The sequence below is a fragment of the Kitasatospora sp. NBC_01539 genome, assembly GCF_045040525.1.
Lineage (GTDB): Bacteria > Actinomycetota > Actinomycetes > Streptomycetales > Streptomycetaceae > Kitasatospora.
The window spans coordinates 2,155,932-2,181,735 of the sequence record NZ_CP109390.1 but is presented as its reverse complement, the minus strand read 5'-3'; the positions used below and the strand labels follow the sequence as shown (position 1 = coordinate 2,181,735).

Here is a 25,804-nt window from a genome sequence, read left to right as displayed (position 1 = left end):
TTAGAACCGTGACAGCACTATGCGCAACGCTCGTTGCGAATATCGCAACATCACAGGTGGAGGGTGGTCCGGATGGCCGACCTGCTGTTTCGTGGCGCCACCGTCGTCGACGGCACCGGCGCCGAACGCCGCCGCGCCGACGTCACCGTCACCGACAGCCTCGTCGACGGAATCGGACGCGGCCTCACCGCCCGCCGCACCGTCGACGCCGACGGCCTCGTCCTCACGCCGGGCTTCGTCGACATGCACACCCACTCCGACCTCGCCCTCCTCCTCACCCCCGACCAGCCCTCCCGGGTCACCCAGGGCGTCACCTGCGAGGTGCTCGGCCAGGACGGCCTCTCGTACGCCCCGGTCGACGACACCACCCTCGGCGCGCTGCGCCGCCAGATCGCCGGCTGGAACGGCGACCCGCCGGGCCTCGACTGGAGCTGGCGCACCGTCGGCGGCTACCTCGACCGGCTCGACGAGGGCATCGGCGTCAACGCCTGCTACCTGGTGCCGCACGGCTCCGTCCGGATGCTCGCGATGGGCTGGGACGACCGCCCGCCCACCCCGTCCGAGCTCGACCGGATGCGCGAACTCGTCGCCGCCGGGCTCCGGGAGGGCGCCGTCGGCCTGTCCAGCGGGCTCAGCTACACGCCCGGCATGTACGCGGGCACCGACGAGCTCGTCGCCCTGTGCGCGACGGTCGCGGCGTACGGCGGCTACCACGCGCCGCACCAGCGCTCGTACGGCCGGGGCGCGCTGGAGGGCTACGCGGAGATGCTCGACGTCGCCCGCCGCTCCGGCTGCCCGGTGCACCTCACCCACGCCACGATGAACTTCGACGTCAACCGCGGCCGGGCCGGGGCCCTGCTCGACCTGGTCGACCGGGCGCTCGCCGACGGCGTCGACGTCACCCTCGACAGCTACCCCTACCTGCCCGGCTCCACCACCCTGGCCGCACTGCTGCCCGGCTGGGCCGGCGCCGGCGGCCCGGACGCCACCCTGGCCCGCCTCGCCGACCCGGCCGCCCGCGAACGCATCCGCGCCGACATGGAGGAGCACGGCAGCGACGGCTGCCACGGCGTCGTCGCCGACTGGGCGACCGTGCAGATCTCCGGCACCGGCGACCCCGCCCTGACGGCCCTGGTCGGCCGGACCGTCGCCGGGATCGCCGAGGCGCGCGGCTGCACCGGCACCGAGGCCTTCCTCGACCTGCTCCGCGAGGACACCCTCGCCACCACCGTGCTGCAGCACGTCGGCGACGAGGAGAACGTCCGCGCCGTCATGCGGCACCGCGTGCACACCGTCGGCAGCGACGGCCTGCTGACCGGCGCCCGCCCGCACCCCCGGGCGTGGGGCACCTTCGCCCGGTACCTCGGGCACTACGGGCGGGAGCTCGGCGTCCTCACCCTGGAGGAGGCCGTCACCCGGATGACCGGCCGCCCGGCCCGCCGCCTCGGCCTCGACCGGCGCGGGCTGATCCGGCCCGGCCACCACGCCGACCTGGTGCTGTTCGACCCCGCCGCCGTGCGGGACACCGCCACCTTCGACCGGCCGCGCAGCCCCGCGACCGGCATCGCCCACGTCTACGTCAACGGCACGGCCGTGCTGCGGGAGGGCCGCCCCACCGGCGCCCTGCCGGGCCGGGCCCTGCGCCGCACCGACCGAGGAACCCGAGCCCTGTGAACGCTGCCCCCGCCGCCCTGCTCCGCGCCGCCCTCGCCGCCGAACCGGTGATCGCGGTCGTCCGCGCGCCCGCGATACCCGACGCCGCCGACCTGTGTGCCGCCCTCGCGGCGGGCGGCGTCACCCGGGTCGAGTTCACCTTCACCACGCCCGGCGTGGCCGGTCACCTGCGGCGGGCGGCCGACGCCGGCCACCGGGTGGGCGTCGGCACGGTGCTGACGGCCGGCCAGGCCGAGCTGGCCGTCGACTCGGGTGCGTCGTTCCTGGTCACGCCGGGGGCGCGGGCCGAGGTCGCGGAGGCCGCCGCGCGCACCGGCTGCCCGGTGGTGCTCGGCGCCCTGACCCCGACCGAGGTGGCGCACGCCGTCGACCTGGGGGCGGCCGCCGTGAAGATCTTCCCGGCCCGGGCGTTCGGTCCCGGCTACTTCGCCGACCTGCGCGGCCCGTACCCGGAGGTGCCGCTGGTGGCGTCCGGCGGCGTCAACGCCGGCAACGCCGCGGACTACCTGGCCCGCGGCGCGCTCGCGGTCTGCGCCGGCACCGACGTCGTGCCGCCCGCCGCGGTGGCCCGCGGCGACTGGGCGGACATCACCCGCCGCGCCGCGGCCTTCACCGCCGCCTGCCGGGCGGCCTGACGGCGCCTCACGGGCCGGGTCAGGAGGTGCAGGGCTCGTGCGGCCGCTCGCGGTCGGACGAGTACAGGTGGCTGTCGCGGAACTGCTCGGCGCCCAGCGTGCGGCCGACCAGGATCACCGCGGTGCGCAGCACCCCGGCCTCCTCGACCTGCCCGGCGATGGTGGCCAGCGTGCCGCGCAGCACCAGCTCGTCGGGGCGGCTGGCCATGGCGACGACCGCCGCCGGGCAGTCCGCGCCGTAGAGCGGCAGCAGCTCCTCGACGACGCTCCCGACGTACCGGGTGGCGAGGTGCAGCACCAGCAGGGCGCCGCTGCGGCCCAGGGTGGCGAGGTCCTCGCCCTCGGGCATCGGGGTGGCCTGCCGGGAGACCCGGGTGAGGATGACGGTCTGGCCGACCGTCGGCACCGTCAGCTCCCGCTTGAGCGCGGCCGCCGCCGCGGCGAACGCGGGCACGCCGGGCACGACCTCGTACGGGATGCCCAGCGCGTCGAGCCGGCGCATCTGCTCGGCGACGGCGCTGAAGACCGACGGGTCGCCGGAGTGCAGCCGGGCGACGTCGTGGCCGGCCGCGTGGGCGCGGGTGATCTCGGCGACGATCCGGTCGAGGTCGAGGTCGGCGGTGTCGACGAGGAGGGCGTCCGGCGGGCATTCGGCGAGCAGTTCGCGCGGCACCAGGCTGCCCGCGTACAGGCACACCCCGCAGCGCGCGAGGGTGCGCTGGCCGCGCAGGGTGATGAGGTCGGCGGCGCCCGGGCCGGCGCCGATGAAGTAGACGGTCACGGTGTTTCCCTCTCGACGGTCCTGGTGTCCTTGACGGCCGACCACTGGGTGACGGGCATGGCCTGCCGCCAGCCGGTGAACCCGCCGACCGGCACGGCGTGCGCGACCGCGAGCCTCACCAGGTCGCCGCCGTGGCGGCGGTACCACTCGGTCAGCAGCGCCTCGGACTCGAGCGTGACGGTGTTGGCCACCAGCCGGCCGCCGGGCGGCAGCGCGTCCCAGCAGGCCTGCAGCAGGCCGGGGGCGGTGAGGCCGCCGCCGACGAAGACCGCGTCCGGCGCGGGCAGGCCGGCGAGTGCGGCGGGCGCGGGCCCGGTCGCCACGTGCAGCCGCGGCACGCCGAGCGCGGCCGCGTTGCCGGCGATCCGTCCGGCCCGCACCGGGTCGCGCTCCACGCAGACGGCCCGGCAGCTGCGGTGCGCCCGCAGCCACTCGATCGCGATCGACCCGGAGCCGCCGCCGACGTCCCACAGCAGCTCGCCCGGCGCGGGGGCGAGCGCGGCCAGCGTCGCCGCCCGGACGTGGCGCTTGGTCAGCTGCCCGTCGTGCGCGTACGCGTCGTCCGGCAGGCCGGGGACGAGCTGCGCCCGCGGCCCGGCGCACTCCACGGCGACGATGTTCAGCGCGTCGCCCGGCGGGTGCCGCCAGCTCTCCGCGACGCCGTCGGTGATCCGCTCGCGCGCGCCGCCGAGCTGCTCCAGGACGCGCATCCGGCCGGCCCCGTACCCGCGGGCGGTGAGCAGCGCGGCGACCTGGCCGGGGGTGGCCGCGTCGGCGCTCAGCACGAGCAGGCGCCGTCCGTCGGAGAGCGCCGCGGTCAGGGTGTCCAGGGGCCGGCCGACGAGGCTGACGACCTCGGTGTCCTCGGCCGGCCAGCCGAGCCGGGCGCAGGCGTACGACACGGACGAGGGGTGCGGCAGCACGCGCAGGCGGTCGGGGCCGACGGTGTCGGCGAGGGCCCGCCCGATGCCGAAGAACATCGGGTCGCCGCTGGCCAGCACGCAGATCCGGCGTCCGGCGTGCTCCGCGAGCAGGCCCGGGACGGCGGGGAGCAGCGGGGACGGCCAGGCGACGCGGGCGGCGGCGGCCTCCGCGGGCAGCAGGGCGAGCTGGCGGGGCGCGCCGATCACGGCCTCGGCGGCGAGCAGCGCCTCGCGGGCCGCGGGCGCCAGGCCCTCCCAGCCGTCGGCGCCGACCCCGACGACGGTGATCACGGGTGCGGGCACGGCGGCGGCCAACGGTGACTCCTTGCAGCGCGGACGGGGCAGCGGCAGCCTATCGGCCGAGGCGCCCGCGCAGACCGGCCCTGTGGACAAAGCCGGGGCCGATGACCTGCGACGTTCGCCACACCGGCCGGCGCTCAGGGCCGGTAGGGCAGTTGCGGCACGTCGAAGCAGGTGGTGGTCATGTCCGGCACCTGCGTCACCCAGCCGCCGCGGCCGCCGTTCGCGGCGTCCTCCCAGCGGGCCGCGTCCAGGCAGGCGCGGGCGGGCCCGGAGGGCCGCGGCTGCGGGGCGAACGCCGCGGGCAGCAGCAGCCCGTGGGCGTCGTACGGGGTGCCGCTGCCCAGGAAGGCCGTCACGCAGCGGCGGGTCAGGTCGGCCCCGCAGGAGCGCATCGCGTCGGTCAGCCACCCGGCGGCCGCCCAGCCCTCCAGCTCCCAGGCGGAGAGGAGGTCCTCGCGCTGCGGGTAGTAGCGGGCCATCGCGGTGCGGAACGCCCGCACCGCCGGGTGGCCGGTGTCGGCGTAGTTGCGGCTGGAGGACGTCGCCCACAGGGCGGCCCGGCAGCCGGGGGAGTCCCGGTAGTCGGTGCGGGCGGTGTCCGACCAGTTCTGCACGTTCGTCACCTTGGCGCGCAGCCGCACGCCCGCCGCGTCGAGGGCCTGGCAGAGGGCGGCGTTGCCGCGGGTGTCCATGGCGTCGAAGAGCAGGTCGGTGCCGTCGGCCTTCATGGCGGCGGCGACCGCCTGGAAGCCGGGCAGCGCCAGGTCGACGGTGCGGCTGAGCACGCGGTAGCCCTCGGCGCGCAGGCCCTGCTCGATCTGCCGGGCGTAGCGCGCCGAGTCGGCCTGGTCGTAGGAGACCACGGCGGCGCTGGTCGCGCCGAGCCGCTCCTTGAAGAACCGGTACACCTCGGTGGTCTGGTAGAGGGTGCCGTCCCAGCCGACCGCGCGGCCGTCGCGCGGGGCGCTGCTGCCGTAGATGCCGTACAGGTGCGGCCACCGGTCGTAGGCGGTGCCGACGGGCTGCCCGCCGACGTCCGGCACGCCCTTCGCGCTGACGTACGGCGCGCCCGCGTACGTGAGGACGCTGCCCGCGACGAGGGCGAACACCCGGTCGCGGTCGACCAGGCGGTGCACGCAGTCCTGGTTGCCGATGCCGCTGCCGCCGTCGTCGCAGGTCACGACCTGCACGGTGCGGCCGCCGAGCCCGCCGGCGTCGTTCAGCGCGCGGAAGAAGGCGAGCGCGCCGAAGCGCGGCCCCGCGAAGGTCTCCGAGCCGACGGGACTGGTGAGCGAGGTGACGATGCCGACCTTGACGGTGCCGGGCCCGGCACCGGTGTCCGTGGCGCGGCCGGTGCCGCCGGCCGCGGGCGGGCCGAACGCGCTCTCCGGCAGCCTGCTGCCGCAGCCCGCCAGGGCCAGCAGCAGCGCGGCCGCCGCCACCGGCCCGGCCCGGCGGGCCGCCCGCCGGTACGCGGTCAGCCGCATCCCGGCACGGTCGCGCCGCCGGCCTGGGCGACGAGGCCGCAGAGGCTCTTCGTGGACACCTTCCACGTGCCGTCGTCCAGCACGGCGGTGCCGGTGGCGGCGGGCTGCACGACGTTGCCCTGCAGCGACAGCGTGTAGGTGACGGTCGCCTCGGTGGCGGAGGTGAAGTCCACGGCGGTCACGTCGGCCTTGACCTGGCCCACCCGGGGGTCGGCCGCGAAGCCCTGCAGGGCCGGGGCCAGTGCGGCGCCGTTCTGCAGCACCGCGGCCTTGTCGGCGATCGGCGTGGCCGGGTCGAAGAACTTCTCCCAGTTGGCCGTGACCTGGGCCTTCGCCGCCTCCACGTCGGCCGGGGCGCTGCCGGCCGGAGACGCCGGGGAGGCCGGGGAGGCCGAGGCGGTGGCCGTCGCCGAGGCACCGGCGGACGGCGAGCCGGAGCCCGAGGAGTCGCTGCTGCACGCCGCCGTCAGGCCCAGCGCGAGTGCGGCGAGGAGGGCCGCCGCCGCGGTCGCGGGGCGCCGCCGGCGGGCCGGGCACGGCCCGGTCGCCCGGGCCGGTTCGCTGCGGGTGGTACGCATGAGTCCCTCACCGCGTCCTTCCGACCGGCGGGCCGTCCTTCCCGCTGCCGGCCCCGGTCGCTCGTCTCGGAGCCGCCTCCGTGTCCGGAGCCGTCGCTGCGGCGCGATACACCGCGCGTGACACTATGAAGGCCGATCTGCGGACGAACCGCAAGAGGAGCGGGCGCATCGGCACAGAACGGACAGGTCTGGATGAACCGGATTCCCCGGCCGAGCGCCGCCGGGCTGCTGAGAGCCCTCCGGGAGTGGCCCGGCTGGTTCACGCTCGCCGCCGGCGCCGGGCTGTGCGTCCTCGGCTGGTACGGCGTCTCCGGTGAGCGGTTCACCGCCCGCCAGATGCCCTACCTCGCCTCCGCGACCGCCCCCGGGGCGGCGCTGATCGTGGCGGGCGCCGTCCTGATCGCCGTCCGCCGCCCGCCCGGCCGCGGCGCCGCCGCCGACCCGCGCCTCGACGAGCTGTACGCGCTGCTGGTCACCGACCGCCCGCCCGCCGAACCCGATGCCGATGCCGACGCCGGCTCGGCCGACCCGGCCGGGCGGGCGTCCGTGCCGCCGGTCGCCCTGCCCGGCGGCACGCTCTACCACCGCCCGGGGTGCCCGCTCGTCGCCGGGAAGAGCGCCGCCGCCCCGGCCCACCCGCAGGCCGTCCGGGACGGCGGCCTCACCCCCTGCCCGGTCTGCGAACCCGGACCGCCCGGCGAGCCCGGACCGCCCGGCGAGCCCGGACCGCCCGGCGGAGACCGGCCCCCCGCGGTGCCCGGACCGTGAGCGGGGGCGCCGGCCTCACCGCCGACCTCGCCCTGGCCGGGCTGTCCGTCGGCAGCGCCGCCGCGCTCAGCGGCGTCGGCCTGGTGGTCACCCACCGCACCACCGGCGTGCTCAACCTCGCCCAGGGCGCGCAGGCCGTCGCCACCGCCTACCTGTTGCGCGAGCTCGTCGTCGTCCGCGGCTGGCCGCTCGCCCCGGCCGCCGCGTTCTGCCTGCTCCTCGCCGCCCCGGCGTTCGGTGTGCTGCTCGACCTCGCGGTGTTCCGGCCGCTGCAGCGGCGCGGCGCCGGGGCGGGCGAGGCGATGGTCGCCGGGATCGGCGTGTTCGTGCTGCTCGTCGGCGCGGTGGTGCTGCTGTGGGGCACCGCGCCGTTCGCCGACGCACCGGCCCTCGTCGGGCCGCGGCGGCTCGCCGGCCCGGGCGGCCACGTGCTGCGCCTCGACACCGCCGTCCAGCTCGCCGCCGTCCTCGCACTGGTCGGCGGGGTCGGGCTCGTCACCCGGTACACGGCGTTCGGCCTGCGGGTGCGCGCCGTTGTCGACAACCGTCCGCTCGCCGGGCTCACCGGCATCGACGCCGACCGGATCTCCGCGGCCGGCTGGGCGTTCGGCTCGTTCACCGCGGGCCTGGTGGGCGTGCTGCTCGCGCCGTTCCTCCTGCTCGACCCGTACGGGCTGCCGCTGCTCGTGATGGAGACCATGGCCGTCGCCGTCGCCGCCCGGCTGCGCAGCCTCCCGGTGGCCGTCGTGACTGGGCTCGCCCTCGGCGTCGCCCAGAGCGAACTCACCCGGCTGCGCCCGCCCGGCCGGATGCTGCCGCTCGCCGAGGCCCTGCAGGCCGACCTGTTCACCGTCGCGCTCCTGGTGGCCGCCCTGCTGCCGTGGCGCGGCGCGGTCGACGACACCGGGCTCGCGCTGTCGACCCCCGCCGCCCGCCCCGGCCCGGCGGCCGGAGCCGCCCGGGCCGCGTGCGCCCTGCTCCTGCTGCTGCCGCTGGGTTTCCGCAGCGACGACCTGCGGCACGCGGTGGCGGTGCCCGCGCTGGCCCTGGTGCTGCTGTCGGTCGTCGTGGTCACCGGGTACGGCGGGCAGGTCTCGCTCGGCCAGGCCGGCTACGCGGGTCTCGGCGCGCTCGGCACCGCGCTGCTGATGTCGGGCCGGGTGCCCGGGGTGGGGCCGCTCCCCGCGGCGGCCGCCCTGCCGCTCGCGGTGGTCGCGGTGGTGCCGCTCGGCCTGCTCACCGGGTGGCCCGCGATCCGGCGCCGCGGTCTCGCCCTGGCCCTGGTCACGTTCGCGGTCGGCACCGCGCTCAGCCGGCTGGTCTTCGACCAGCCGTACGCCACCGCGGGGATCGCCGTCGACCGGCCGCGGTTCCTGGCGGGCGACGCCGCCTTCTACACCGCCGAGCTCGTCCTGCTCGGGGCCGCCCTGCTGCTGGTGCGGGCCCTGCACCGAGGGCGGACCGGCCGGGCGCTCACCGCGATGCGCGACCACCAGGCGGGCGCGTCCGCCGCGGGCGTCGACGTGCCCCGGCTCAAGCTGCTCGTCTTCATGGCCGGCGCCGGGCTGGCCGCGCTCGGCGGCGGCCTCGCGGCGCTCGGCGGGCGGGCGTTCTCCGCGGCGGCGTTCGACCCGGTGCAGAGCCTGCTGTGGTTCGCGACGGTGGTCGTGGCGGGCGCGGACAGCGCGGTCGGCGCCGTCCTGGCGGCGGCCCTGCTGACCGGGCTGGACGCCGGTTCGGCACCCGGCACCGCGGCCGTGGTGGTCGGGGTGCTCGCCGCGGCCGTCGGCCGGATGCCCGGCGGCCTCGCGGGCGTCCTGCGGCGCACGGCCGCCCGCCCGCCCGCCGCGCCGTCCCGGCTGACCCCGCTCGGGGAGCGGGCGCGTGCCCGCCTCCGCGACCGTCCGCCGGAGCGTCCCCGGTGAGCGCCGCGCCGGAGGCGGGCCTGGCCGCGCGCGGCCTCGTCCGGCGGTTCGGCGGCATCAGCGCGGTCGACGGCGTCGACCTCGACGTGCCGCCGGGCCGCATCACGGCGCTGGTCGGCCCGAACGGCGCCGGCAAGAGCACCCTCTTCGACTGCCTCGCCGGCGCCGTCCGCCCCGACGCGGGCCGGGTGCTGCTGGCCGGACGCGACGTCACCCGCCTGCCCGACCACGCCCGGGCCCGCCTCGGCCTCGCCCGGACGTTCCAGCGGATCGCCGTCTTCCCCGGCCTGACGGTCGGTGAGAACGTCCTGCTCGGCGCCGAGCAGCGCACCGGCGGCACCGCCCGCGGCCTCCTGGGGCTGCCCGTCCCCGGCGGACCGGAGGCCCGTGCGGCCACCGACCGGGCACTGCGCCTGCTCGGCCTGCACGCCCTCCGGGACGACCCCGTCGACCGGCTGCCCACCGGCACCCTCCGCCTGCTGGAACTCGCCCGCGCCTTCGCGGCCACCCCCACCGTGCTGCTGCTCGACGAACCCGGGGCCGGACTCGACCCGGCGCAGGCCGACCGGCTCGCCGCCGCGCTGCGCGCGCTCGCCGCCGAGGGCCTGGCCCTGCTGCTCGTCGAGCACGACGTGCGGTTCGTCGCCGGGCTCGCCGACACCGCGTACGTCATGGCGGCCGGCCGGATGCTGGCGACCGGGCCCGCCGCCGAGGTGCTGGCCGGCCCCGGGGCGGCCCGTGCCCGGGGCGGGCCGTGACCGTCGAGGCCGAGCTGCGCGCCGTCCGCGTCCGGTACGGGCTGGTCGAGGCCCTGCACGGGGTCGACCTGGCGTTCCCGGCCGGGCGGGTCACCGTGCTGCTCGGCCGCAACGGCGCCGGCCGCAGCACGGTGCTGCGGGCGCTGGCGGGCGCGGTCCGGCCGGCCTCCGGGGCGGTCCTGTGGGGCGGTCGCGAGGTCACCGCGGTGCCTGCGCACCTGCGGGCCCGGGCCGGCCTCGCCCTCGTTCCCGCCGAGCGCGCGGTCTTCGGCGCGCTGACCGTCGCCGAGCACCTCGGCGCCGGGGCCGGGGCCGGGGAGGCGACCGGCCTGTTCCCCGAGCTCCTCCCGCTGCTCCGCCGCCGGGCCGGCACCCTCTCCGGCGGCGAGCAGCAGATGACGGCGCTCGGCCGGGCACTGGCCGCCCGGCCCCGTCTGCTGCTGCTCGACGAGCCGGACCGCGGGCTCGCCCCGGCGGTGGCCGCCCGGCTGCACGGCCGGCTGCTGGCCGCGGCGGCCCTCGGCGGGACGGTCGTCGTGGCCGCCCCGGCGCTGCCCGCCGGTCTCGCCGGGGCCGGGGTGGTGCACGTCCTGCACCGCGGCCGGGTGGTCTTCAGCGGTGAGCCGGGCGAGCTCCGCGCCGGGGCGCCCCTGCCGTGACCCGGCGGGCGGTGCCCCGGCGCGGCGGCCGCTACGCCGTGGCGCGGGCGGCGGTGCTCCTGACCAGGGCGATGCCGAGGCCGGCCACGCCGAGTGCCATCACCAGCAGCCCCGGGGGGAAGGTCACCGCGGGCAGCACGCCGCGCAGCGCGACGGGCGCGGCCCCGAGCACGTAGGCGGCGACGGCCGTCCGGGGCACGGTGCGGGCCTGCCACAGCGCGGCGCCGAAGAGCAGCACCCCGGTGAGGAAGACGACGGACGAGGCCGTGAACACCCGGCCGGTCAGGCCGTCCACCAGACCGGTGATCTGGTCGCCGGTCAGCTCGGGGAAGACGAGGTTCAGGATGTACTCGACGCCGAGCAGGCCCGCCAGGCCGAGGAAGTTGAGCGCGTAGCCGACGGTGGCGAGGGCGCCGCCGCGCTCGCGGACGGCCAGGAAGAGGCCGGTGACGAGGAACAGCCCGAAGCCCTCCGCCAGGGGTGCGAGCACGTGGGTGAAGGCCAGGTCGTCGGGGATCAGCCCGCCGCGGCGGGCGGCGTTGAGCAGCAGGATCGCGGCGGACGTCAGGCCGGCCCAGCCGGCGGGCCGGTCGAGGGCGAGCGGGCGCGTGGTCATGGTGCGTGCCTCCGGGGTGGTGGGGGGAGCAGTGGATAACGCTTGTCATAACGTAGGTTCGGCAGGGGGCCCGTAGCCGGGCCCGCCGGGGTCCGTCATCGTTCGGTAAGACCCGGCACAGGGGGCGGCAGGATGTTCGGCAGGGCTCGGCAGGACGTGGAAGGGACGGTCACCGCCGTGGTGGAGGGCGAGGAGCTGAGGGACCGGTTCGTCGGGGCCGCGCTGAGGGTGGTGGCGGAACACGGGCCGGCCGGTCTGACGGTCCGCCGGGTCGCCGAGGAGGCCGGGTCGTCCACGATGGGCGTCTACAGCCGGTTCGGCAGCCGTACCGGCATGCTCGAAGCCCTGTACGAGCGGGCGTTCGCGATGCTCCGCGACGCCTTCGCGCGGGTGCCCGTCACCGGTGACGCCGCCGCCGACGTCCGGGCGCTGGCCCTGGCGTACCGCGCGTTCGCGCTGGAGAGCCCGGCCCGGTACGCGTTCATGTTCGAGCGGGCGGTGCCGGGGTTCGACCCGGGCCCGCGGCTGCGGACGGAGGCGCTCGGGTCGACGTTCGGGGTGCTGGCCGCCGCGGTCGGCCGGGCGGCCGCCCCGCAGGCGGCCGCGCACGACGCGTACCTCGTCTGGGCGGTCCTGCACGGCACGGTCGGCATCGAGCTCGCCCACCGGGAGCGCACCGACCTGCCCGGCTGGTCCGCCGCCGCGGACCGGGAGGGCGTCTACCTCGACGGCCTGGCCGCGCTCTGGCGCGGCCTCGGGCTCGACGGCCCCTGACCGGCCCTGCGTCAGCCCTGCGGCGCCGCCCGGTCGCCAAGCCGCCGGTTGCGGGCCGCCCGCGCCGCGAGCCGCTGCTCGACCGGTACGGCGGCCAGCGCGCCCAGCGCCAGCGCGACCGCCTGCCCGACCCGGGCGCCGAACGGCGCGGGCTCGTCGGCGGCGTCCGGCAGCTCGGCGACCACCTCGTCGACGAGGCCGACCGCCGCCAGGTCGTACGCGCCGATGCCCTGGGTGCGGGCGAGTTCGGCGGCGTGCCCGCCGTCGCGGTGGACGATCGCCGAGGCGCCCTCGGGGGGCAGCGGGGCGAGCCAGGCGTGCTCGGCGGCGACGACCCGGTCCGCGGGCAGCAGGGCGAGCGCGCCGCCGCCGGAGCCCTGGCCGAGCAGCACGGCGAGCACGGGGGTGCGCAGCGCGGTGAGCGTGTGGAGGCAGTGGGCGATCTCCACGGCGATGCCGTCGAGTTCGGCCTGCACGGAGAGTTCGGCGCCGGCGGTGTCGACGACGGTGACCAGCGGCAGTCCGAGCTGCTGGGCGAGCCGGGCGGTGCGGCGTACGGCGCGCAGGTCGGCGGCGGTGAACGGCCGGTCGGCGCCCGCGGGGGCCCGCTGCTGGCCGACGAGCACGGCGGGCTGCCCGCCGAAGACGGCCAGGGCGCGGACGAGGGCGCCCTCGTGGCCGCCGGGTGCGCCGAGCAGCACGGCCTCGTCGGCGCCGGCGTCGAGCAGTTCGCGGGTGCCGGGCCGGTCGGTCCGGCGGGTGCGGCGCACGGAGTCCCAGGCGTCCCGGGTGCTGCCGGCGGGCCGCCCGGGCGGCGGCTCGGGCTGCCGTACGGGCTGCCGGGCGCCGAGCACGGCGAGCACGCGCCGCACGGTGCCGCGGAGGTCCTCGGGCGGCACCACGGCGTCGACGAGGCCGCGGGCGGCCAGGGTCTCGGCCCGCTGCACGCCGGGCGGCAGCCGGACGCCGCGCAGCTCCTCGTAGACCCGGGGGCCGAGGAAGCCGAGCCGGGCGCCGGGCTCGGCGAGCACGACGTGGCCGAGCGTGCCCCAGGAGGCGAACACCCCGCCCATGGTGGGGTTGCGCAGGTAGGTGAGGTACGGGAGCCCGGCGGACTGGTGGGCCTGGACGGCGGCGGTGACGCGCACCATGCAGAGGAACGCGGCGGAGCCCTCCTGCATCCGGGTGCCGCCGGAGACCGGCAGGGCCAGCACGGGGAGGCCCTCGGCGGTGGCGCGTTCCACCGCGCGGGTGATGCGTTCGGCGGTGGCGACGCCGATCGAGCCGCCGAGGAAGCCGAACTCGGAGGCGATCAGGGCGACGGGCCGGCCGTCGACGAGCCCGAGGCCGGTGGTGACGGCCTCGTCGAGGCCGGTGGCCTCCGCGGCGCGGGCCAGCGAGGCCGCGTACGCCGGGTCGGCGCCCGGGTGGGTGACGGGGTCGTCCCAGCAGGTGAAGCTGCCGTCGTCGACGACCAGGCCGATCAGCCGCCCGGCCGTCGGGCCGCGTTCCCCGCCCATGCGCACCCCCGCGGTCCGTGGGGTGCTGCACCGGCACCCGCCCGGGCCCAGGGTACGGGCCCGCGGGCGGCCCGGAGGTGGCGCCCCGCGGATGCGGCACGGGCGGCGGCCCCGGGTGTCCCGGTGGCCGCCGCCCGTGCCGGGCGGTGCCGGATCAGAAGTTGATCATGTGTCCGGCCAGGCCGTGCACGGCCTCCTTGACCGCCTCGCCGAGCGTCGGGTGGGCGTGCACGTTGCGGGCGACCTCGTGCACGGTGAGGTCCCACTGCTGGGCCAGGGTCAGCTCCGGCAGCAGCTCGGTGACCTCGGGGCCGATCAGGTGCGCGCCGAGCAGCTCGCCGTGCTTCTGATCGCTGATCAGCTTGACGAAGCCCGCCGGGTCGCCGAGGCCGTGCGCCTTGCCGTTGGCGGTGAAGGGGAACTTCACGACCTTCACGTCGTAGCCCTGCTCCCGGGCCTGCGCCTCCGTCCAGCCGAAGCTCGCGATCTGCGGCTGGCAGTAGGTGGCCCGCGGGATCATCACGAAGTCGAGCTCCATGGTCTCCGCGCCCGCGATGGTCTCCGCGGCGATGACGCCCATCGACTCGGCGGCGTGCGCGAGCATCAGCTTGGCCGTGACGTCGCCGATCGCGTAGATGTGCGGCACGTTGGTGCGGCCGCGGCCGTCCACGTCGATCGCACCGCGCTCGGTGAGCTTCACGCCGGTGCTCTCCAGGCCGTAGCCCCGGGTGCGCGGGGCGAAGCCGATGGCCTGGAGCACCTTGTCGGCCTCCAGCACCTTCTGCTCGCCCTTCTGCGTGACGGTCACCCGCACCTTGGCGTTCGGGTCGGAGTCGTCGATCGCGTCGACCCGCGTCGACGTCAGCACCTCGATGCCGAGCCGCTTGTAACGCTTGGCCAGCTCCGCGGAGACGTCGGCGTCCTCCAGCGGCACCATCCGGTCGAGGAACTCGACGACGGTCACCTGCACGCCGTAGTTGTGCAGCACGTACGCGAACTCGACGCCGATCGCCCCGGCGCCCGCGATGATGATGCTCCCCGGCAGCGTGTCGGTGAGGATCTGCTCCTCGTACGTCACGACGCGCTCGCTCAGCGCGGTGCCGGGCAGCAGCCGGGTGGTCGCGCCGGCCGCGATGACGCAGTGGTCGAACGTCACCGTCTCCGTGCCGCCCGCACTCAGCGTGACCTGCAGGGTGTGGTCGTCGACGAAGGCGCCCCAGCCGTCGTACTCGGTGATGCCGTTCTTCTTCGTCAGGTAGTGGATGCCGGCCACCCGCCCGTCCGCGACCTTGCGGCTGCGCAGGTACGCCTCGCGGTAGTCGAAGCGGACGGTGCCCTCCACCGTGATGCCGAAGGTCTTCGCCTCCTTGGTGAAGATGTGCGCCAGCTCGGCGTTCCGCAGCAGGGCCTTCGACGGGATGCACCCGACGTTCAGGCAGACCCCGCCCCAGTACTTGGTCTCGATGACCGCCGTGCGAAGCCCGAGCTGTGCGGAGCGGACCGCGGCGGTGTACCCGCCCGGGCCCGCACCCAGGACCACGACGTCGAAGTGTGAGCTCATGAGCCACACGATAGACCTCGCGGGCTCCCGGCGGGCGGGCCGCCGGGAGCCCGCTCGACCCGTCACCGTCCGCGCGCCGGTGGCATGCTGGGAGAGGCCGTGCCCCCGCCGGGAGCCGGGGTGCGAGCCGCCGCCGGAGCAGCCGAGGGCCCGCAAGGGGGTGCCCGATGAGCCCGTCCGCGAAGATCGCCGCACTGCCCTGCGGCAGACGTGCCAAGTGGTTCGTGCTGGCTTTCTGGCTGGTGCTCCTCGTGGTCGCCGTGCCGCTGGCGGGCAAGCTCGCCGACGTCGAGGACAACGAGGCGTCCAGCTGGCTGCCCGGCAACGCCGAGTCGACCCAGGTGCTGGAGGCGCAGCGCGGCTTCTTCCCCGTCGACACCGCCCAGGCCGTCGTCGTGTACGAGCGCGACGGCGGCATCACCGCGGCCGACAGGGCCGTGGCGGTGCGGGACGCCGCCGCGTTCGCGGACGCCCCGCACGTCGCCGGCGTGGTGGTCGGCCCGCAGGTGTCCGCCGACGGCGAGGCCATGCAGACCATCGTGCCGGTCGACATCGGCACGGGCGGCTGGGAGGACCTCCAGCCCGCCGTCGACTCGCTCCGCGCCACCGCGTCGGACGGCAGCCTCGGCATGGCCACGTACGTCACCGGTCCGGCCGGTATCGGCGCCGACCAGGCGGAGGCGTTCGCGGGCATCGACGGCACCCTGCTGATCGCCACCGTGATGGTGGTCATCGTGCTGCTGCTGCTCACCTACCGCAGCCCGGTGCTGTGGCTGCTGCCGCTGTTCTCGGCCGGCGCCGCGCTGATGGTCGCCGAGGCGGTCATCTACCTGCTCGCCAGGTACGCCGGGCTGACCGTCAACGCCCAGAGCGCGGGCATCCTGATCGTGCTGGTCCTGGGGGCGGGCACGGACTACGCCCTGCTGATCACCGCGCGTTACCGGGAGGAGCTGCGCAACCACCGCGACCGCCACGAGGCGATGGCGTTCGCCCTGCACCGGGCCGGTCCGGCGATCCTGGCGAGCTCGGCCACGGTGGTCGCGTCGATGCTGTGCCTGCTGCTCGCCGAGATGAACTCCACCCGCGGCCTGGGCCCGGTCTGCGCGATCGGCGTGCTGGTGGCGCTGGCGGCCATGCTCACCCTGCTGCCGGCGATCCTGGTGATCGTGGGCCGCTGGGTCTTCTGGCCGGTCCGGCCCGCGTACGGCACGCCGGAGCCGACCCGCAGCGGCCGCTGGGCGCACGTCGGCGGCTGGATCGGCCGGCGGCCGCGCAAGGTGTGGACCGGTACCGCCCTGGCGCTCGCCGTGTGCAGCCTCGGCCTGATCTCGCTCAACGCCACCGGCCTCACCGCCGCTGGGACGTTCACCGGCAAGCCCGACTCCGTCACCGGCCAGCAGGTGCTGGCCGCGCACTTCCCGGGCGGCACCGGGTCGCCGCTGACGGTCGTGTCGAACGCCGACGGCGCCGAGCGCGTCCGGGTGACGACGGCCGCCACCCAGGGGGTCGCGGGCGCGACGGACGTCGTCGTCAAGAACGGCGAGGCGATCTTCCAGGCGACCCTGGCCGATCCGCCGGACAGCGACGCCGCGAAGGCCACCGTCGACCGGGTCCGCGACGCCGTGCACGCGATCCCGGGCGCCGACGCCCAGGTGGGCGGCAACACCGCCGTCCAGCTCGACGCCGGGCGGGCCGCGGCCCACGACAACAAGGTGATCATCCCGGTGGTGCTCGTCGTGGTGATGCTGATCCTCGCCGCCCTGCTGCGGGCGGTGGTCGCGCCGCTCGTGCTGATCGGCACGGTGGTGCTCTCGTTCACGGCGGCCCTCGGTGTCAGCGCCTTCGTCTTCGCGCACGTCTTCCACTTCGAGGGGCAGGACCAGGCCTTCCCGCTGTTCGTGTTCGTCTTCCTGGTCGCGCTCGGCATCGACTACAACATCTTCCTGATGACGCGCGTCCGGGAGGAGTCCGCGCACCGCGGCACCCGGGAGGGCGCCGTCGCCGGACTCGCCGCGACCGGCGGCGTCATCACCTCCGCGGGCCTGATCCTCGCCTCCACCTTCGCCGTGCTCGGCACCCTGCCCGTCGTGGGATTCGCCGAGATCGGCTTCGCGGTCGCCCTCGGCGTCCTCCTGGACACCCTGGTCGTGCGGTCGGTGCTGGTCACCGCGCTCACCATCGACCTCGACCGCCACATGTGGTGGCCCTCCCGCCTGGGCACCCGTGCGGCCGCCGGCGAGCACCGGACGCAGGCCGCGCCACAGGCCCCCGGGCCGTAGCCGCCGCACCCGGCACGGCGGCGTGCCCGGGCCTCCCTCGCCCGGGCACGCCGCCGTTCGGTCCCGGCCGGCCGGCCGGCCGTCAGTCCAGGCAGAGCACCGATCGCAGCACGGCCTCCAGCACGGCCTCCGGCTCGCCGACGGACTCCGCCGACCGCCAGGCGACGAACCCGTCCGGCCGCACCAGCACCGCGCCCTCCGCGCCGATGCCGTACGCCTCGGCGAAGTCCGGGCCCGGCTCCGGTCCCTGCTCCAACTCCAGCCCGGGGCCGACCCGGTGGACGGTCAGCGGCACGCCCAGGCGCTTGCCGACCCGCTCGCCGGCCTCCCGCCAGGCCCGCCCGTCCGACCCGGCCAGCAGCACCGGCACGGTCTCGAACAGGTCGAGCGAGGACAGCGCCACCCCGGCCCGCCGGAGCCGCACGTGCGGGGCGCGCCCGCCGGGGGAGCCGTCCGCCGCGAACGTGTCCGGCACCGCCGGGCCGTCCGCGTCGGCACCCACCACCGCACCCAGCGGGTAGCGGTAACCGAGCGCCACGGCAAGGACGTTGCTCTGCCGCCCAGTGCCCGGCGTCACCTCGTAGCCCGGGTGCCGGTGCTCCGCGGACCGCGCCGTGGCCCGCGCGCTCGTCGACTCGGCGACCGGCCGCCGCTCACGCCCGTACGACTCCAGCAGGCTGGCCCCGGCCCAGCCGCCGAGCACGGCGGCCAGCTTCCACGCCAGGTTGTGCGCGTCCTGGATGCCCGTGTTGGAGCCGAACGCCCCGGTCGGGGACATCTCGTGCGCCGAGTCGCCGGCCAGGAACACCCGTCCGGCGGAGTACCGCTCGGCCACCCGCTGCGCCGCGTGCCACGGCGCCCGGCCGGTGATCTCCACCTCCAGGTCGGGCACCCCGGCCGCGGCCCGGATGTGCGCGATGCACCGCTCGTCCGTGAACTCTTCCAGCGCCTCGCCGTTCTCCGGGTGCCACGGCGCGTGGAACACCCACTGCTCCTGGTTGTCGACCGGCAGCAGCGCCCCGGCGCCCGCCGGGTCGGTCAGGTAGCAGGCGATGAAGCGCCGGTCGCCGACCACGTCGGCCAGCCGCTTCGCCCGGAAGGTGATGCTCACGTTGTGGAACAGGTCGCCCGGCCCGGTCTGCCCGATGCCGAGCCGCTCCCGGACGGGGCTGCGCGGCCCGTCCGCCGCCACCAGGTACGACGCCCGGACGGTCTCCTCCGCACCGGTCTCCCTGCTGCGGAGCAGCGCCGTCACCCCGTCGGCGTCCTGCTCGAACGACACCAGCTCGGTGCCGAACCGGATGTCCCCGGACAGGCGGCGGGCGTGCTCCAGCAGCACCGGCTCCAGGTCGTTCTGGCTGCACAGGCACCAGCCGGACGGGCTGAACCGCTTGAGGGCTCCGCCCGGGTCGATCTCCCGGAAGAGCCACTCCTGCTCGGCCCCGGTCAGCGTGTCGGCCTGCAGGATGCCGTGGTTCTCCGCCAGGACGGAGGCGGCCTGCCGGATCGCGGACTCCACGCCCGCGACCCGGAAGAGTTCCATCGTCCGGACGTTGTTGCCGCGTCCACGGGGGTGGTGCGAGGTACCGGCGTGCTTCTCCACCAGCAGGTGGGGCACCCCCAGCCGGCCCAGGAAGAGGGAAGTGGACAGCCCCACCAGGGAGCCGCCCACGATCAGGACGGGCAGCCGGCCGTCGGCGGTTGGTTTCATCGTCACTCCAGTCATGAGAAGGGCCCGCCCCCAGCGTCGCGGGACTCCTCCGTGTCCGCCCTGCCGACTGCGCCCATGGACCTGTCATTTCGCCCGGATGGGTTCCTGCTCTCGCACGATCCGTCACGGACGGCCACGATCGACCTCAGATCGCGTGACCGGCCCCGGTCAGGACCCGCCGCCACCAGCAGCGGGTCGTCCGCGAACCTCTGCCACCCGGGCCGCCTGCCACGGCGCCGCCGGTCGCCCCGCCCTTCCCAGCCCTGCTGCCGGCCCGCGGTGCGCCGGTCCTGCCCGCCTCCGTCTCGAGAAGAACGAGTGATGATGACGACCACCCTCACGGAAGCCGTAACCGACCCCCACCACGCCGCGATCACCGCGCCCCGGCTGCGCGTCGTCCTGATGTGCGACGTCATGGCCGGCGAGCAGGAGCGCTTCCTGCGCGCCTACGAGCAGCTGCGCCACCAGGTCGCCGCGGTGCCCGGCCACGTCAGCGACCAGCTCTGCCAGTCGATCGAGGACCCGTCCCGCTGGCTCATCACCAGCGAGTGGGAGAGCGCCCAGCCCTTCCTGTCCTGGGTGGACAGCGAGGAGCACCGGGAGATGGTGAAGCCGCTGCACGGGTGCGTCCGCGACACCCGCTCGCTGCGCTTCAGCATCATGCGGGAGACCGCCGGCGACTACGTCTACGACGGGCCCGAGCCGGTCGTCGACGGCATCGTCCGGCACGCCCTGACCTTCACCGTCAAGCCCGGCAGCGAGCCCGAGGTCGAGCGGATCCTCGCCGGCTACGCCTCGCCGCGGGCCCGGGTCGACGACCACACCCGGCTCTGCCGCACCTCGCTCTTCCTGCACGGCAACCGCGTGGTGCGGGCCGTCGAGGTCTCCGGCGACCTCGGCGCGGCCCTCCGCCACGTCGCCATGCAGCCCGAGGTGCGCGCCGTCGAGCAGGCGATCAACCCGTACCTGGAGGAGGCCCGCGACCTGGACGACCCGGAGTCGGCCCGCGGCTTCTTCATGCGCGCGGCGCTGCCGGCCGTGCACCGTGTCGCCTCCGCCGACGCGCCGGCCGCGCCGGTGTCCCGGTACGCGGTGCACTACCCGGTCCGGCCCGGACAGGGCGACCCGGTCGTCGGCCTGCTGGCCCGTCAGGACCGCCAGGCCGTCGAGGAGGGCACGCCGCTGGTCTCCAGCACGATCTTCCACCGCGGCGACGTGGTCGTCCGCCTGATCGACCTGGCCGGCCGCGCCGAGGCCGACCCGGCGCTCGCCGCCGGTGCCTCCGGACACCCCGCCGCCGAGGCCCTGGGCAAGCTGCTGGACCTCGACGAGCACCACGACCTGCGGACCGCGACCGGCGTCGCCCGCTTCCTCGCCGACCACACGATGCAGCTGGTCACCGACCGCGCGGCCGCCGACGCCTGAGCACCCGGCCCGAGGGCGTCGAACCCGACGGCCCTTCCCCGAACCGCCCTTGGAGGCATCAACCATGACCACGGATTTCCCACGCATCGTGCGCGTCGACGAGGCACCGCCGAACACCCGCCGCGGCGGCGATCTGCGCACCCTCCTCAGTCCGGCGACGGTGGGTGCCACCAGCGGCTTCATGGGGCTGGCGATCGTGCAGCCGGGTGACCGCATCGCGGAGCACTACCACCCGTACTCCGAGGAGTTCGTCTTCGTGGTCTGCGGCGAGCTGGAGGTCGACCTCGACGGGGTGCCGCTGCGGCTCGCCCCCGAGCAGGGGCTGATGATCCCGCTCAACGTCCGCCACCGGTTCCGCAACGTCGGCAGCACCGAGGCGCGGATGGTCTTCCACCTAGGCCCGCTCGCGCCGCGGCCCGAGATCGGCCACGTCGACACCGAGGACACCCCCTGGCCGGCCCCGCCGGAACCGGCCGAGGCGGTCTCGTGACCCGGCGGGTGGTGGTCACCGGGCTCGGCGTCGTCGCGCCCGGCGGAGTGGGCGTCCCCGCGTTCTGGGACCTCCTCACCGCAGGGCGTACCGCGACCCGCGGCATCACCTTCTTCGACCCGTCGGGCTTCCGCTCCCGCATCGCCGGGGAGTGCGACTTCGACCCGTACGCGGCGGGTCTCGACGCCTCGGAGATCGCCCGCTCCGACCGGTACGTGCAGTTCGCGCTGGCCGCGGCCGCCGAGGCGTGCCGCGACGCCGGGCTCGACATGGCCGCCGAGGACCCGTGGCGGGTCGGCGTCTCGCTCGGCACCGCGGTCGGCGGCACCACCCGGCTGGAGCACGACTACGTCGGAGTCAGCGCCCGCGGCGGGCGCTGGGACGTCGACCACCGGGCCGCCGAACCGCACCTGCACCGCGCGTTCACCCCCGCCACGCTCGCCTCCGCGGTCGCCGAGCAGGCCGGCGCGTACGGGCCGGTGCAGACGGTCTCCACCGGCTGCACCTCGGGCCTCGACGCCGTCGGCTACGCCCTGCAGGCCGTCGAGGACGGGCGGGTGGACGTCTGCATCGCGGGCGCCTCGGACTCGCCGATCTCCCCGATCACCGTCGCCTGCTTCGACGCGATCAAGGCGACCTCCGAGCGCAACGACGACCCGGAGCACGCCTCCCGGCCGTTCGACGCCACCCGGGACGGCTTCGTGCTCGGCGAGGGCGGCGCCGTCCTGCTGCTGGAGGAGTACGAGCACGCGCGGCGGCGCGGCGCCCGGATCCACTGCGAGATCGGCGGATTCGCCACCTTCGGCAACGCATACCACATGACCGGCCTCACCCAGGAGGGCCGGGAGATGTCGGCGGCGATCGACAGCGCCCTGGAGCACGCCGGGGTCAACGCCTCCGACCTCGACTACGTCAACGCGCACGGCTCCGGGACCAAGCAGAACGACCGGCACGAGACCGCCGCCGTCAAGCGTTCGCTCGGCGCCCACGCCTACCGGACGCCGATGAGCTCCATCAAGTCGATGGTCGGCCACTCGCTCGGTGCCATCGGTGCCATCGAGCTCGTCGCCTGCGCGCTGGCGCTGGCGAACGGGGTGGTGCCGCCGACCGCCAACTACGAGACCCCGGACCCGGAGTGCGACCTGGACTACGTGCCCAGGACCGCGCGCGAGCTGCCCCTGCGGCACGTGCTCTCCGTCGGGAGCGGCTTCGGCGGCTTCCAGTCCGCGGTCGTCCTCAGCAGAGAGGGGGCACGGACATGACCAGTGCCCGAGGCAACCGGCGGACGGTGGTGACCGGCATCGGGGTGGTCGCACCCAACGGCGTCGGCGCCGACGACTTCTGGAAGGCCACCCGGGAAGGCGCCGCCGTTCTGGGCCCGGTCACCCGCGAGGGCTGCGAGCAGCTGCCGCTGCGGGTCGCCGGCGAGGTCACCGGGTTCGACGCGGACGCCGCCGTCGAGGGCCGCTTCCTCGTCCAGACCGACCGCTTCACCCACTACGCGATGGCCGCCGCCGACCTCGCCCTGGAGGACGCGCGCCTGCACCCGGACGAGAACGCGCCGTTCGCCACCGGCGTGGTGACCGCGGCCGGTTCGGGCGGCGGCGAGTTCGGCCAGCGCGAGCTGCAGAACCTGTGGGGCCAGGGTCCCCGGTTCGTCGGCCCGTACCAGTCGATCGCGTGGTTCTACGCCGCCAGCACCGGACAGATCTCCATCCGCGGCGGATTCAAGGGGCCCTGCGCCGTCGTGGCCAGCGACGAGGCCGGCGGCCTCGACGCCCTGGCGCACGCGGCCCGGAGCATAGCGCGCGGCGCCGACGCGATCGTCGTCGGCGGCGCGGAGGCACCGCTCGCCCCGTACTCGATGGTCTGCCAGCTCGGCTACCCCGAGCTCAGCCTCGTCGAGGACCCGGCGCGGGCCTACCTGCCGTTCACCGCACAGGCGAGCGGTTTCGTCCCCGCCGAGGGCGGCGCGATGTTCGTCCTGGAGGACGAGACGGTGGCCCGCCGGCGAGGCGCCCGGATCCGGGCCGAACTCGCCGGACACGCCGCCACCTTCACCGGCGCGTCCCGCTGGGAGGAGTCCCGCGAGGGCCTCGCCCGCGCCATCCGCTCCGCCCTCGAACAGGCGCGCTGCGCGCCCGACGAGATCGACGTCGTCTTCGCCGACGCCCTCGGCGTGCCGGAGGCCGACCGCGCCGAGGCGCTCGCCATCGCCGACGCGCTCGGCGACCACGCCTGCCGGGTGCCGGTGACGGCGCCCAAGACCGGCATCGGCCGCGCCTACTGCGGCGCCCCGCTGCTGGACACCGCCGCGGCCGTGCTGGCGATGGAGCAGGGATTCGTCCCTCCCACGCCGAACGTCACCGACGTCGTGCACGACCTCGACCTGGTCTGCGGCTACGGCCGCACCGCGGAACTGCGCACCGCCCTGGTGCTCAGCCGCGGGCTGATGGGATCCAACGCCGCCCTGGTGCTGCGCGCCGGCGCCGGCGGGCCGTCCTGACCGGCCGCCCCCTCCCGAACCTAGGAGTACCCCCCATGACCCACGTCCTCACCTACGGCGAACTGGCGGTGCTGATCAAGGCCCGCGCCGGCATCACCGTCGACCAGCCGGACCTGGAGCGCCCCGGCGCGACCTTCGAGGAGTTCGGCGTCGACTCGCTCGCGCTGCTCGGCATCGTCGGCGAGCTGGAGAACCGGCACGCCTCGCCGGTGAGCCCCGGCGCCGAGATGTCCAAGACCCCGCAGGACTTCCTCGACGCCGTCAACGCGTCCGCGACGACGGGAGCCTGACACCATGCCCGGTCACACGGACAACGAGATCCTCATCAACGCGCCCGTCGAGCTCGTCTGGGACATCACCAACGACCTGGAGAACTGGCCCGGCCTCTTCAGCGAGTACGCCTCCGTCGAGGTGATCGACCGGGAGGGCCCGAAGACGACCTTCCGGCTCACCATGCACCCCGACGAGAACGGCACCGTCTGGAGCTGGGTCTCCGAGCGGGAGACCGACCGGCACGGACTGACGGTCAAGGCCCGGCGCGTCGAGCCCGGACCGTTCGAGTTCATGAACATCCGCTGGGAGTACGCCGAGCAGCCCCAGGGCACGCTGATGCGCTGGATCCAGGACTTCGCCATGAAGCCCACCGCGCCGGTCGACGACCACGGCATGACCAACCACATCAACCGCAACTCCCGGATCCAGATGGAGCTCATCCGGGAGAAGGTCGAGATGCAGGCGGGGCGGGGGTGAGCACCGTGTACCGATCGCTCATCGTCGCGCGGATGCGCCCCGGCGCGGACCGGGACATCGCGGGCATCTTCGCCGACTCCGACTGCGGTGAGCTGCCGGGTCTGATCGGCGTGACCGGACGCAGCCTCTTCCAGTTCGGCGACCTCTACATGCACCTGATCGAGGCCGACCGGCCGCCCGGCCCGGCCGTCGCCGAGCACGTGCGCCACCCGGAGTTCCGCCAGGTGAGCCAGCGGCTCACGGCGCACGTCCAGGCGTACGACCCGGAGACCTGGCGGGAGCCGGCCGACGCCATGGCACGCGAGTTCTACCGCTGGGAGCGGCCCGTCGGCTGATGCCGCAGGACCGCCCAGGGCGCCGGCCGGGATCCACCGGGCCGGCGCCCTGGCGCGTGCCCGGCGGCGGGCGCGCAGCCGACGGGCGGTGGGCGGTGGGCGGGGCGGTGGTTGCGCAGGCCGGCGGCCGGCGCGCACGGCGGGGTAGTGGAGCGGGACCGGTGGAACGCCCGTGGCCCGCCGGCAGGCTGCCGGCGGGCCACGGGCGTCACGGACGGGGCGTCAGCCCTCGACGGTGCTCTCGAAGGCGTGCAGGTAGGGGTTGACCGGGCGGACCTCGTCGACGTGCAGGCCGGCCTTGCTCATCAGCCCGAGCATGCTCTCCCGGGAGTGCTTGGCCCCGCCGACGTTCAGGAGCAGCAGCAGGTCCATCGCGGTGGTGAAGCGCATCGAGGGGCTGTCGTCGACGAGGTTCTCGACCACCACGACGCGGGCGCCGGGCCGGGCCGAGGCGACGATGTTGGCCAGGGTGCGCCGGGTGGACTCGTCGTCCCACTCCAGGATGTTCTTGATCAGGTAGAGGTCGGCCTCCACCGGGATGGACACCCGGCAGTCGCCCGGCACCAGACGGGCCCGGTCGGCGAGCGAACCGCCGGGACGCAGCCGCGGGTCGGCGTCCGCGACGACCTGCGGCAGGTCCAGCAGCGTGCCGTGCAGGCCGGGGTGCTTCTCCAGGAGCCCGGCCAGGGCCAGGCCCTGCCCGCCGCCGATGTCGACCACGCTGGAGACGCCGGTGAGGTCGAGGAAGGCCACCAGGTCGGCGGCCGACTGGCGGCTGGAGCTGCTCATCGCCTTGTCGAAGACCTTCGCGGACTCGCCCGCGTCGTCGTGCAGGTACTCGAAGAACTCCTTGCCGTACAGCTCCGGGAAGATGTTGCGGCCGGTGCGCACCGCCTCGTCGAGGCGGGGCCACACCTGCCACGTCCACGGCTCGGTGCACCAGAGGGCGATGTGGCGGAGGCTGTTGGGGGCGTCCTCGCGCAGCATCCGGGACATGTCGGTGTGGGCGAAGCGGTCGTCGTCCGCCTCGGTGAAGATGCCGTAGCTGGTGAGGGCCCGCAGCAGGCGGCGGAGCGGCTTGGGCTCGACCCCGACGGCGGAGGCGAGGTCGCGGACGGACGCGGGGGACTCGCCGAGGGCGTCGGCGACGCCGATCGACGCCGCGGCCCGGATGGCCGCGGCGCACGCGGCGCCGAAGACGAGCTCGCGCATCCGCATCGCGGCGGGCGGGGAGGTGGCGGGGGCGCCGGTGGCGGGAGGAGCGGTGGCCGTGGCGGACATCGGGCCGCCTTTCGTGGACGGGGGCGGGGTGCCCGGTGGGGAGGGGGGAGTACGGGGTGGTGCCG

The 25,804-nt window shown here is 76.1% G+C and carries 24 protein-coding genes; 15 read left to right on the top strand and 9 right to left on the bottom strand.

Annotated elements, in window-relative coordinates; all coding sequences use genetic code 11:
- The first annotated feature begins 72 nt into the window (after nucleotides 1–72).
- Together OG335_RS09350 and OG335_RS09345 are read left to right on the top strand one after the other, a co-directional pair.
- A complete protein-coding gene (locus OG335_RS09350; protein WP_405010576.1) occupies nucleotides 73–1,674 on the top strand; it encodes an amidohydrolase family protein in 1,602 nt (533 codons plus the stop codon).
- A complete protein-coding gene (locus OG335_RS09345; RefSeq protein ID WP_405010575.1) occupies nucleotides 1,671–2,309 on the top strand; it encodes a bifunctional 4-hydroxy-2-oxoglutarate aldolase/2-dehydro-3-deoxy-phosphogluconate aldolase in 639 nt (212 codons plus the stop codon). Before OG335_RS09350 ends, OG335_RS09345 begins: the two co-directional genes overlap by 4 nt.
- Nucleotides 2,310–2,328: 19 nt before the next feature.
- Here OG335_RS09345 and cobM read toward each other — a convergent pair whose 3' ends face one another.
- The 4 genes from cobM to OG335_RS09325 all read right to left on the bottom strand — a co-directional run bounded on the left by cobM (nucleotide 2,329) and on the right by OG335_RS09325 (nucleotide 6,381).
- Entirely contained in the window at nucleotides 2,329–3,090 is a 762-nt protein-coding gene (gene cobM, locus OG335_RS09340; RefSeq protein ID WP_405010574.1) for a precorrin-4 C(11)-methyltransferase, read from the bottom strand.
- Nucleotides 3,087–4,328 carry a precorrin-6y C5,15-methyltransferase (decarboxylating) subunit CbiE gene (gene cbiE, locus OG335_RS09335; protein WP_405010573.1) on the bottom strand — a complete coding sequence of 414 codons (1,242 nt, stop codon included), beginning with the start codon at nucleotides 4,326–4,328 and terminating at the stop codon, nucleotides 3,087–3,089. Before cbiE ends, cobM begins: the two co-directional genes overlap by 4 nt.
- Before the next feature lie 122 nt (nucleotides 4,329–4,450).
- The gene (locus tag OG335_RS09330) at nucleotides 4,451–5,803 is read right to left on the bottom strand and encodes an ABC transporter substrate-binding protein (protein ID WP_405010572.1); all 1,353 of its coding nucleotides are present in this window, start codon (nucleotides 5,801–5,803) and stop codon (nucleotides 4,451–4,453) included.
- Nucleotides 5,794–6,381, bottom strand: a complete 588-nt coding sequence (locus OG335_RS09325; protein ID WP_405010571.1) for a hypothetical protein — start codon at nucleotides 6,379–6,381, stop codon at nucleotides 5,794–5,796. The genes OG335_RS09330 and OG335_RS09325 overlap by 10 nt, the downstream gene beginning before the upstream one ends.
- Nucleotides 6,382–6,573: 192 nt before the next feature.
- On the opposite strand from OG335_RS09325, the gene OG335_RS09320 reads away from it, so the two are divergent.
- The 4 genes from OG335_RS09320 to OG335_RS09305 are packed head-to-tail and all read left to right on the top strand — an operon-like array spanning nucleotide 6,574 to nucleotide 10,491.
- Nucleotides 6,574–7,149 carry a hypothetical protein gene (locus OG335_RS09320; RefSeq protein ID WP_405010570.1) on the top strand — a complete coding sequence of 192 codons (576 nt, stop codon included), beginning with the start codon at nucleotides 6,574–6,576 and terminating at the stop codon, nucleotides 7,147–7,149.
- Nucleotides 7,146–9,074, top strand: a complete 1,929-nt coding sequence (locus OG335_RS09315) for an ABC transporter permease subunit (protein WP_405010569.1) — start codon at nucleotides 7,146–7,148, stop codon at nucleotides 9,072–9,074. Before OG335_RS09320 ends, OG335_RS09315 begins: the two co-directional genes overlap by 4 nt.
- Nucleotides 9,071–9,832, top strand: coding sequence for an ABC transporter ATP-binding protein (locus tag OG335_RS09310; protein WP_405010568.1), 762 nt, complete (start codon nucleotides 9,071–9,073; stop codon nucleotides 9,830–9,832). Before OG335_RS09315 ends, OG335_RS09310 begins: the two co-directional genes overlap by 4 nt.
- A complete protein-coding gene (locus OG335_RS09305) occupies nucleotides 9,829–10,491 on the top strand; it encodes an ATP-binding cassette domain-containing protein (RefSeq protein ID WP_405010567.1) in 663 nt (220 codons plus the stop codon). The genes OG335_RS09310 and OG335_RS09305 overlap by 4 nt, the downstream gene beginning before the upstream one ends.
- A 31-nt stretch (nucleotides 10,492–10,522) precedes the next feature.
- Here the strand turns inward: OG335_RS09305 and OG335_RS09300 are convergent, their stop codons facing one another.
- Nucleotides 10,523–11,107 (bottom strand): hypothetical protein, encoded by a 585-nt coding sequence (locus tag OG335_RS09300; RefSeq protein WP_405010566.1) that lies wholly within the window; start codon nucleotides 11,105–11,107, stop codon nucleotides 10,523–10,525.
- 132 nt (nucleotides 11,108–11,239) lie between these two features.
- Between OG335_RS09300 and OG335_RS09295 the strand changes: the two genes are divergently transcribed.
- Nucleotides 11,240–11,881 (top strand): TetR/AcrR family transcriptional regulator, encoded by a 642-nt coding sequence (locus tag OG335_RS09295; RefSeq protein ID WP_405010565.1) that lies wholly within the window; start codon nucleotides 11,240–11,242, stop codon nucleotides 11,879–11,881.
- Between the two features lie 11 nt (nucleotides 11,882–11,892).
- Here OG335_RS09295 and OG335_RS09290 read toward each other — a convergent pair whose 3' ends face one another.
- Both OG335_RS09290 and lpdA read right to left on the bottom strand, forming a co-directional pair.
- Nucleotides 11,893–13,401, bottom strand: coding sequence for a carboxyl transferase domain-containing protein (locus OG335_RS09290; RefSeq protein WP_405010564.1), 1,509 nt, complete (start codon nucleotides 13,399–13,401; stop codon nucleotides 11,893–11,895).
- Nucleotides 13,402–13,555: 154 nt separating this feature from the next.
- Entirely contained in the window at nucleotides 13,556–14,962 is a 1,407-nt protein-coding gene (gene lpdA, locus OG335_RS09285) for a dihydrolipoyl dehydrogenase (RefSeq protein WP_405010563.1), read from the bottom strand.
- Nucleotides 14,963–15,129: 167 nt separating this feature from the next.
- Here lpdA and OG335_RS09280 point away from each other — a divergent pair, with 167 nt between their 5' ends.
- Entirely contained in the window at nucleotides 15,130–17,241 is a 2,112-nt protein-coding gene (locus tag OG335_RS09280; protein WP_405010562.1) for an MMPL family transporter, read from the top strand.
- 82 nt (nucleotides 17,242–17,323) lie between these two features.
- On the opposite strand, the gene OG335_RS09275 is transcribed toward OG335_RS09280, so the two are convergent.
- Nucleotides 17,324–18,952, bottom strand: coding sequence for an FAD-dependent oxidoreductase (locus OG335_RS09275; protein WP_405015343.1), 1,629 nt, complete (start codon nucleotides 18,950–18,952; stop codon nucleotides 17,324–17,326).
- A gap of 324 nt (nucleotides 18,953–19,276) precedes the next feature.
- On the opposite strand from OG335_RS09275, the gene OG335_RS09270 reads away from it, so the two are divergent.
- The 7 genes from OG335_RS09270 (at nucleotide 19,277) to OG335_RS09240 (ending at nucleotide 24,458) form a co-directional block, all read left to right on the top strand.
- Nucleotides 19,277–20,377, top strand: a complete 1,101-nt coding sequence (locus tag OG335_RS09270; protein ID WP_405010561.1) for a SchA/CurD-like domain-containing protein — start codon at nucleotides 19,277–19,279, stop codon at nucleotides 20,375–20,377.
- 64 nt (nucleotides 20,378–20,441) lie between these two features.
- Nucleotides 20,442–20,867 (top strand): cupin domain-containing protein, encoded by a 426-nt coding sequence (locus OG335_RS09265; protein WP_405010560.1) that lies wholly within the window; start codon nucleotides 20,442–20,444, stop codon nucleotides 20,865–20,867.
- Nucleotides 20,864–22,129 carry a beta-ketoacyl-[acyl-carrier-protein] synthase family protein gene (locus tag OG335_RS09260; RefSeq protein ID WP_405010559.1) on the top strand — a complete coding sequence of 422 codons (1,266 nt, stop codon included), beginning with the start codon at nucleotides 20,864–20,866 and terminating at the stop codon, nucleotides 22,127–22,129. The genes OG335_RS09265 and OG335_RS09260 overlap by 4 nt, the downstream gene beginning before the upstream one ends.
- Nucleotides 22,126–23,373, top strand: a complete 1,248-nt coding sequence (locus OG335_RS09255; protein WP_405010558.1) for a beta-ketoacyl synthase N-terminal-like domain-containing protein — start codon at nucleotides 22,126–22,128, stop codon at nucleotides 23,371–23,373. Before OG335_RS09260 ends, OG335_RS09255 begins: the two co-directional genes overlap by 4 nt.
- A gap of 35 nt (nucleotides 23,374–23,408) precedes the next feature.
- The gene (locus OG335_RS09250; RefSeq protein WP_405010557.1) at nucleotides 23,409–23,663 is read left to right on the top strand and encodes an acyl carrier protein; all 255 of its coding nucleotides are present in this window, start codon (nucleotides 23,409–23,411) and stop codon (nucleotides 23,661–23,663) included.
- A gap of 4 nt (nucleotides 23,664–23,667) precedes the next feature.
- Nucleotides 23,668–24,123, top strand: a complete 456-nt coding sequence (locus OG335_RS09245) for an SRPBCC family protein (protein ID WP_405010556.1) — start codon at nucleotides 23,668–23,670, stop codon at nucleotides 24,121–24,123.
- A gap of 5 nt (nucleotides 24,124–24,128) precedes the next feature.
- Complete coding sequence (locus OG335_RS09240) at nucleotides 24,129–24,458, top strand: TcmI family type II polyketide cyclase (protein ID WP_405010555.1); 330 nt, start codon at nucleotides 24,129–24,131, stop codon at nucleotides 24,456–24,458.
- A 222-nt stretch (nucleotides 24,459–24,680) separates the two neighbouring features.
- Here OG335_RS09240 and OG335_RS09235 read toward each other — a convergent pair whose 3' ends face one another.
- Nucleotides 24,681–25,739 (bottom strand): methyltransferase, encoded by a 1,059-nt coding sequence (locus OG335_RS09235; protein ID WP_405010554.1) that lies wholly within the window; start codon nucleotides 25,737–25,739, stop codon nucleotides 24,681–24,683.
- Nucleotides 25,740–25,804 lie beyond the last annotated feature (65 nt).

Bases quoted from the DNA above. Each gene is read 5' to 3' on its own strand.
- OG335_RS09350 (WP_405010576.1), top strand. From the start codon at position 73: ATGGCCGACCTGCTGTTTCGTGGCGCCACCGTCGTCGACGGCACCGGC.
- OG335_RS09330 (WP_405010572.1), bottom strand. From the start codon at position 5,803: ATGCGGCTGACCGCGTACCGGCGGGCGGCCCGCCGGGCCGGGCCGGTG.
- OG335_RS09325 (WP_405010571.1), bottom strand. From the start codon at position 6,381: ATGCGTACCACCCGCAGCGAACCGGCCCGGGCGACCGGGCCGTGCCCG.
- OG335_RS09320 (WP_405010570.1), top strand. From the start codon at position 6,574: ATGAACCGGATTCCCCGGCCGAGCGCCGCCGGGCTGCTGAGAGCCCTC.
- OG335_RS09300 (WP_405010566.1), bottom strand. From the start codon at position 11,107: ATGACCACGCGCCCGCTCGCCCTCGACCGGCCCGCCGGCTGGGCCGGC.
- OG335_RS09295 (WP_405010565.1), top strand. From the start codon at position 11,240: ATGTTCGGCAGGGCTCGGCAGGACGTGGAAGGGACGGTCACCGCCGTG.
- OG335_RS09290 (WP_405010564.1), bottom strand. From the start codon at position 13,401: ATGGGCGGGGAACGCGGCCCGACGGCCGGGCGGCTGATCGGCCTGGTC.
- lpdA (WP_405010563.1), bottom strand. From the start codon at position 14,962: ATGAGCTCACACTTCGACGTCGTGGTCCTGGGTGCGGGCCCGGGCGGG.
- OG335_RS09280 (WP_405010562.1), top strand. From the start codon at position 15,130: ATGAGCCCGTCCGCGAAGATCGCCGCACTGCCCTGCGGCAGACGTGCC.
- OG335_RS09275 (WP_405015343.1), bottom strand. From the start codon at position 18,952: ATGAAACCAACCGCCGACGGCCGGCTGCCCGTCCTGATCGTGGGCGGC.
- OG335_RS09270 (WP_405010561.1), top strand. From the start codon at position 19,277: ATGACGACCACCCTCACGGAAGCCGTAACCGACCCCCACCACGCCGCG.
- OG335_RS09265 (WP_405010560.1), top strand. From the start codon at position 20,442: ATGACCACGGATTTCCCACGCATCGTGCGCGTCGACGAGGCACCGCCG.
- OG335_RS09255 (WP_405010558.1), top strand. From the start codon at position 22,126: ATGACCAGTGCCCGAGGCAACCGGCGGACGGTGGTGACCGGCATCGGG.
- OG335_RS09250 (WP_405010557.1), top strand. From the start codon at position 23,409: ATGACCCACGTCCTCACCTACGGCGAACTGGCGGTGCTGATCAAGGCC.
- OG335_RS09245 (WP_405010556.1), top strand. From the start codon at position 23,668: ATGCCCGGTCACACGGACAACGAGATCCTCATCAACGCGCCCGTCGAG.
- OG335_RS09235 (WP_405010554.1), bottom strand. From the start codon at position 25,739: ATGTCCGCCACGGCCACCGCTCCTCCCGCCACCGGCGCCCCCGCCACC.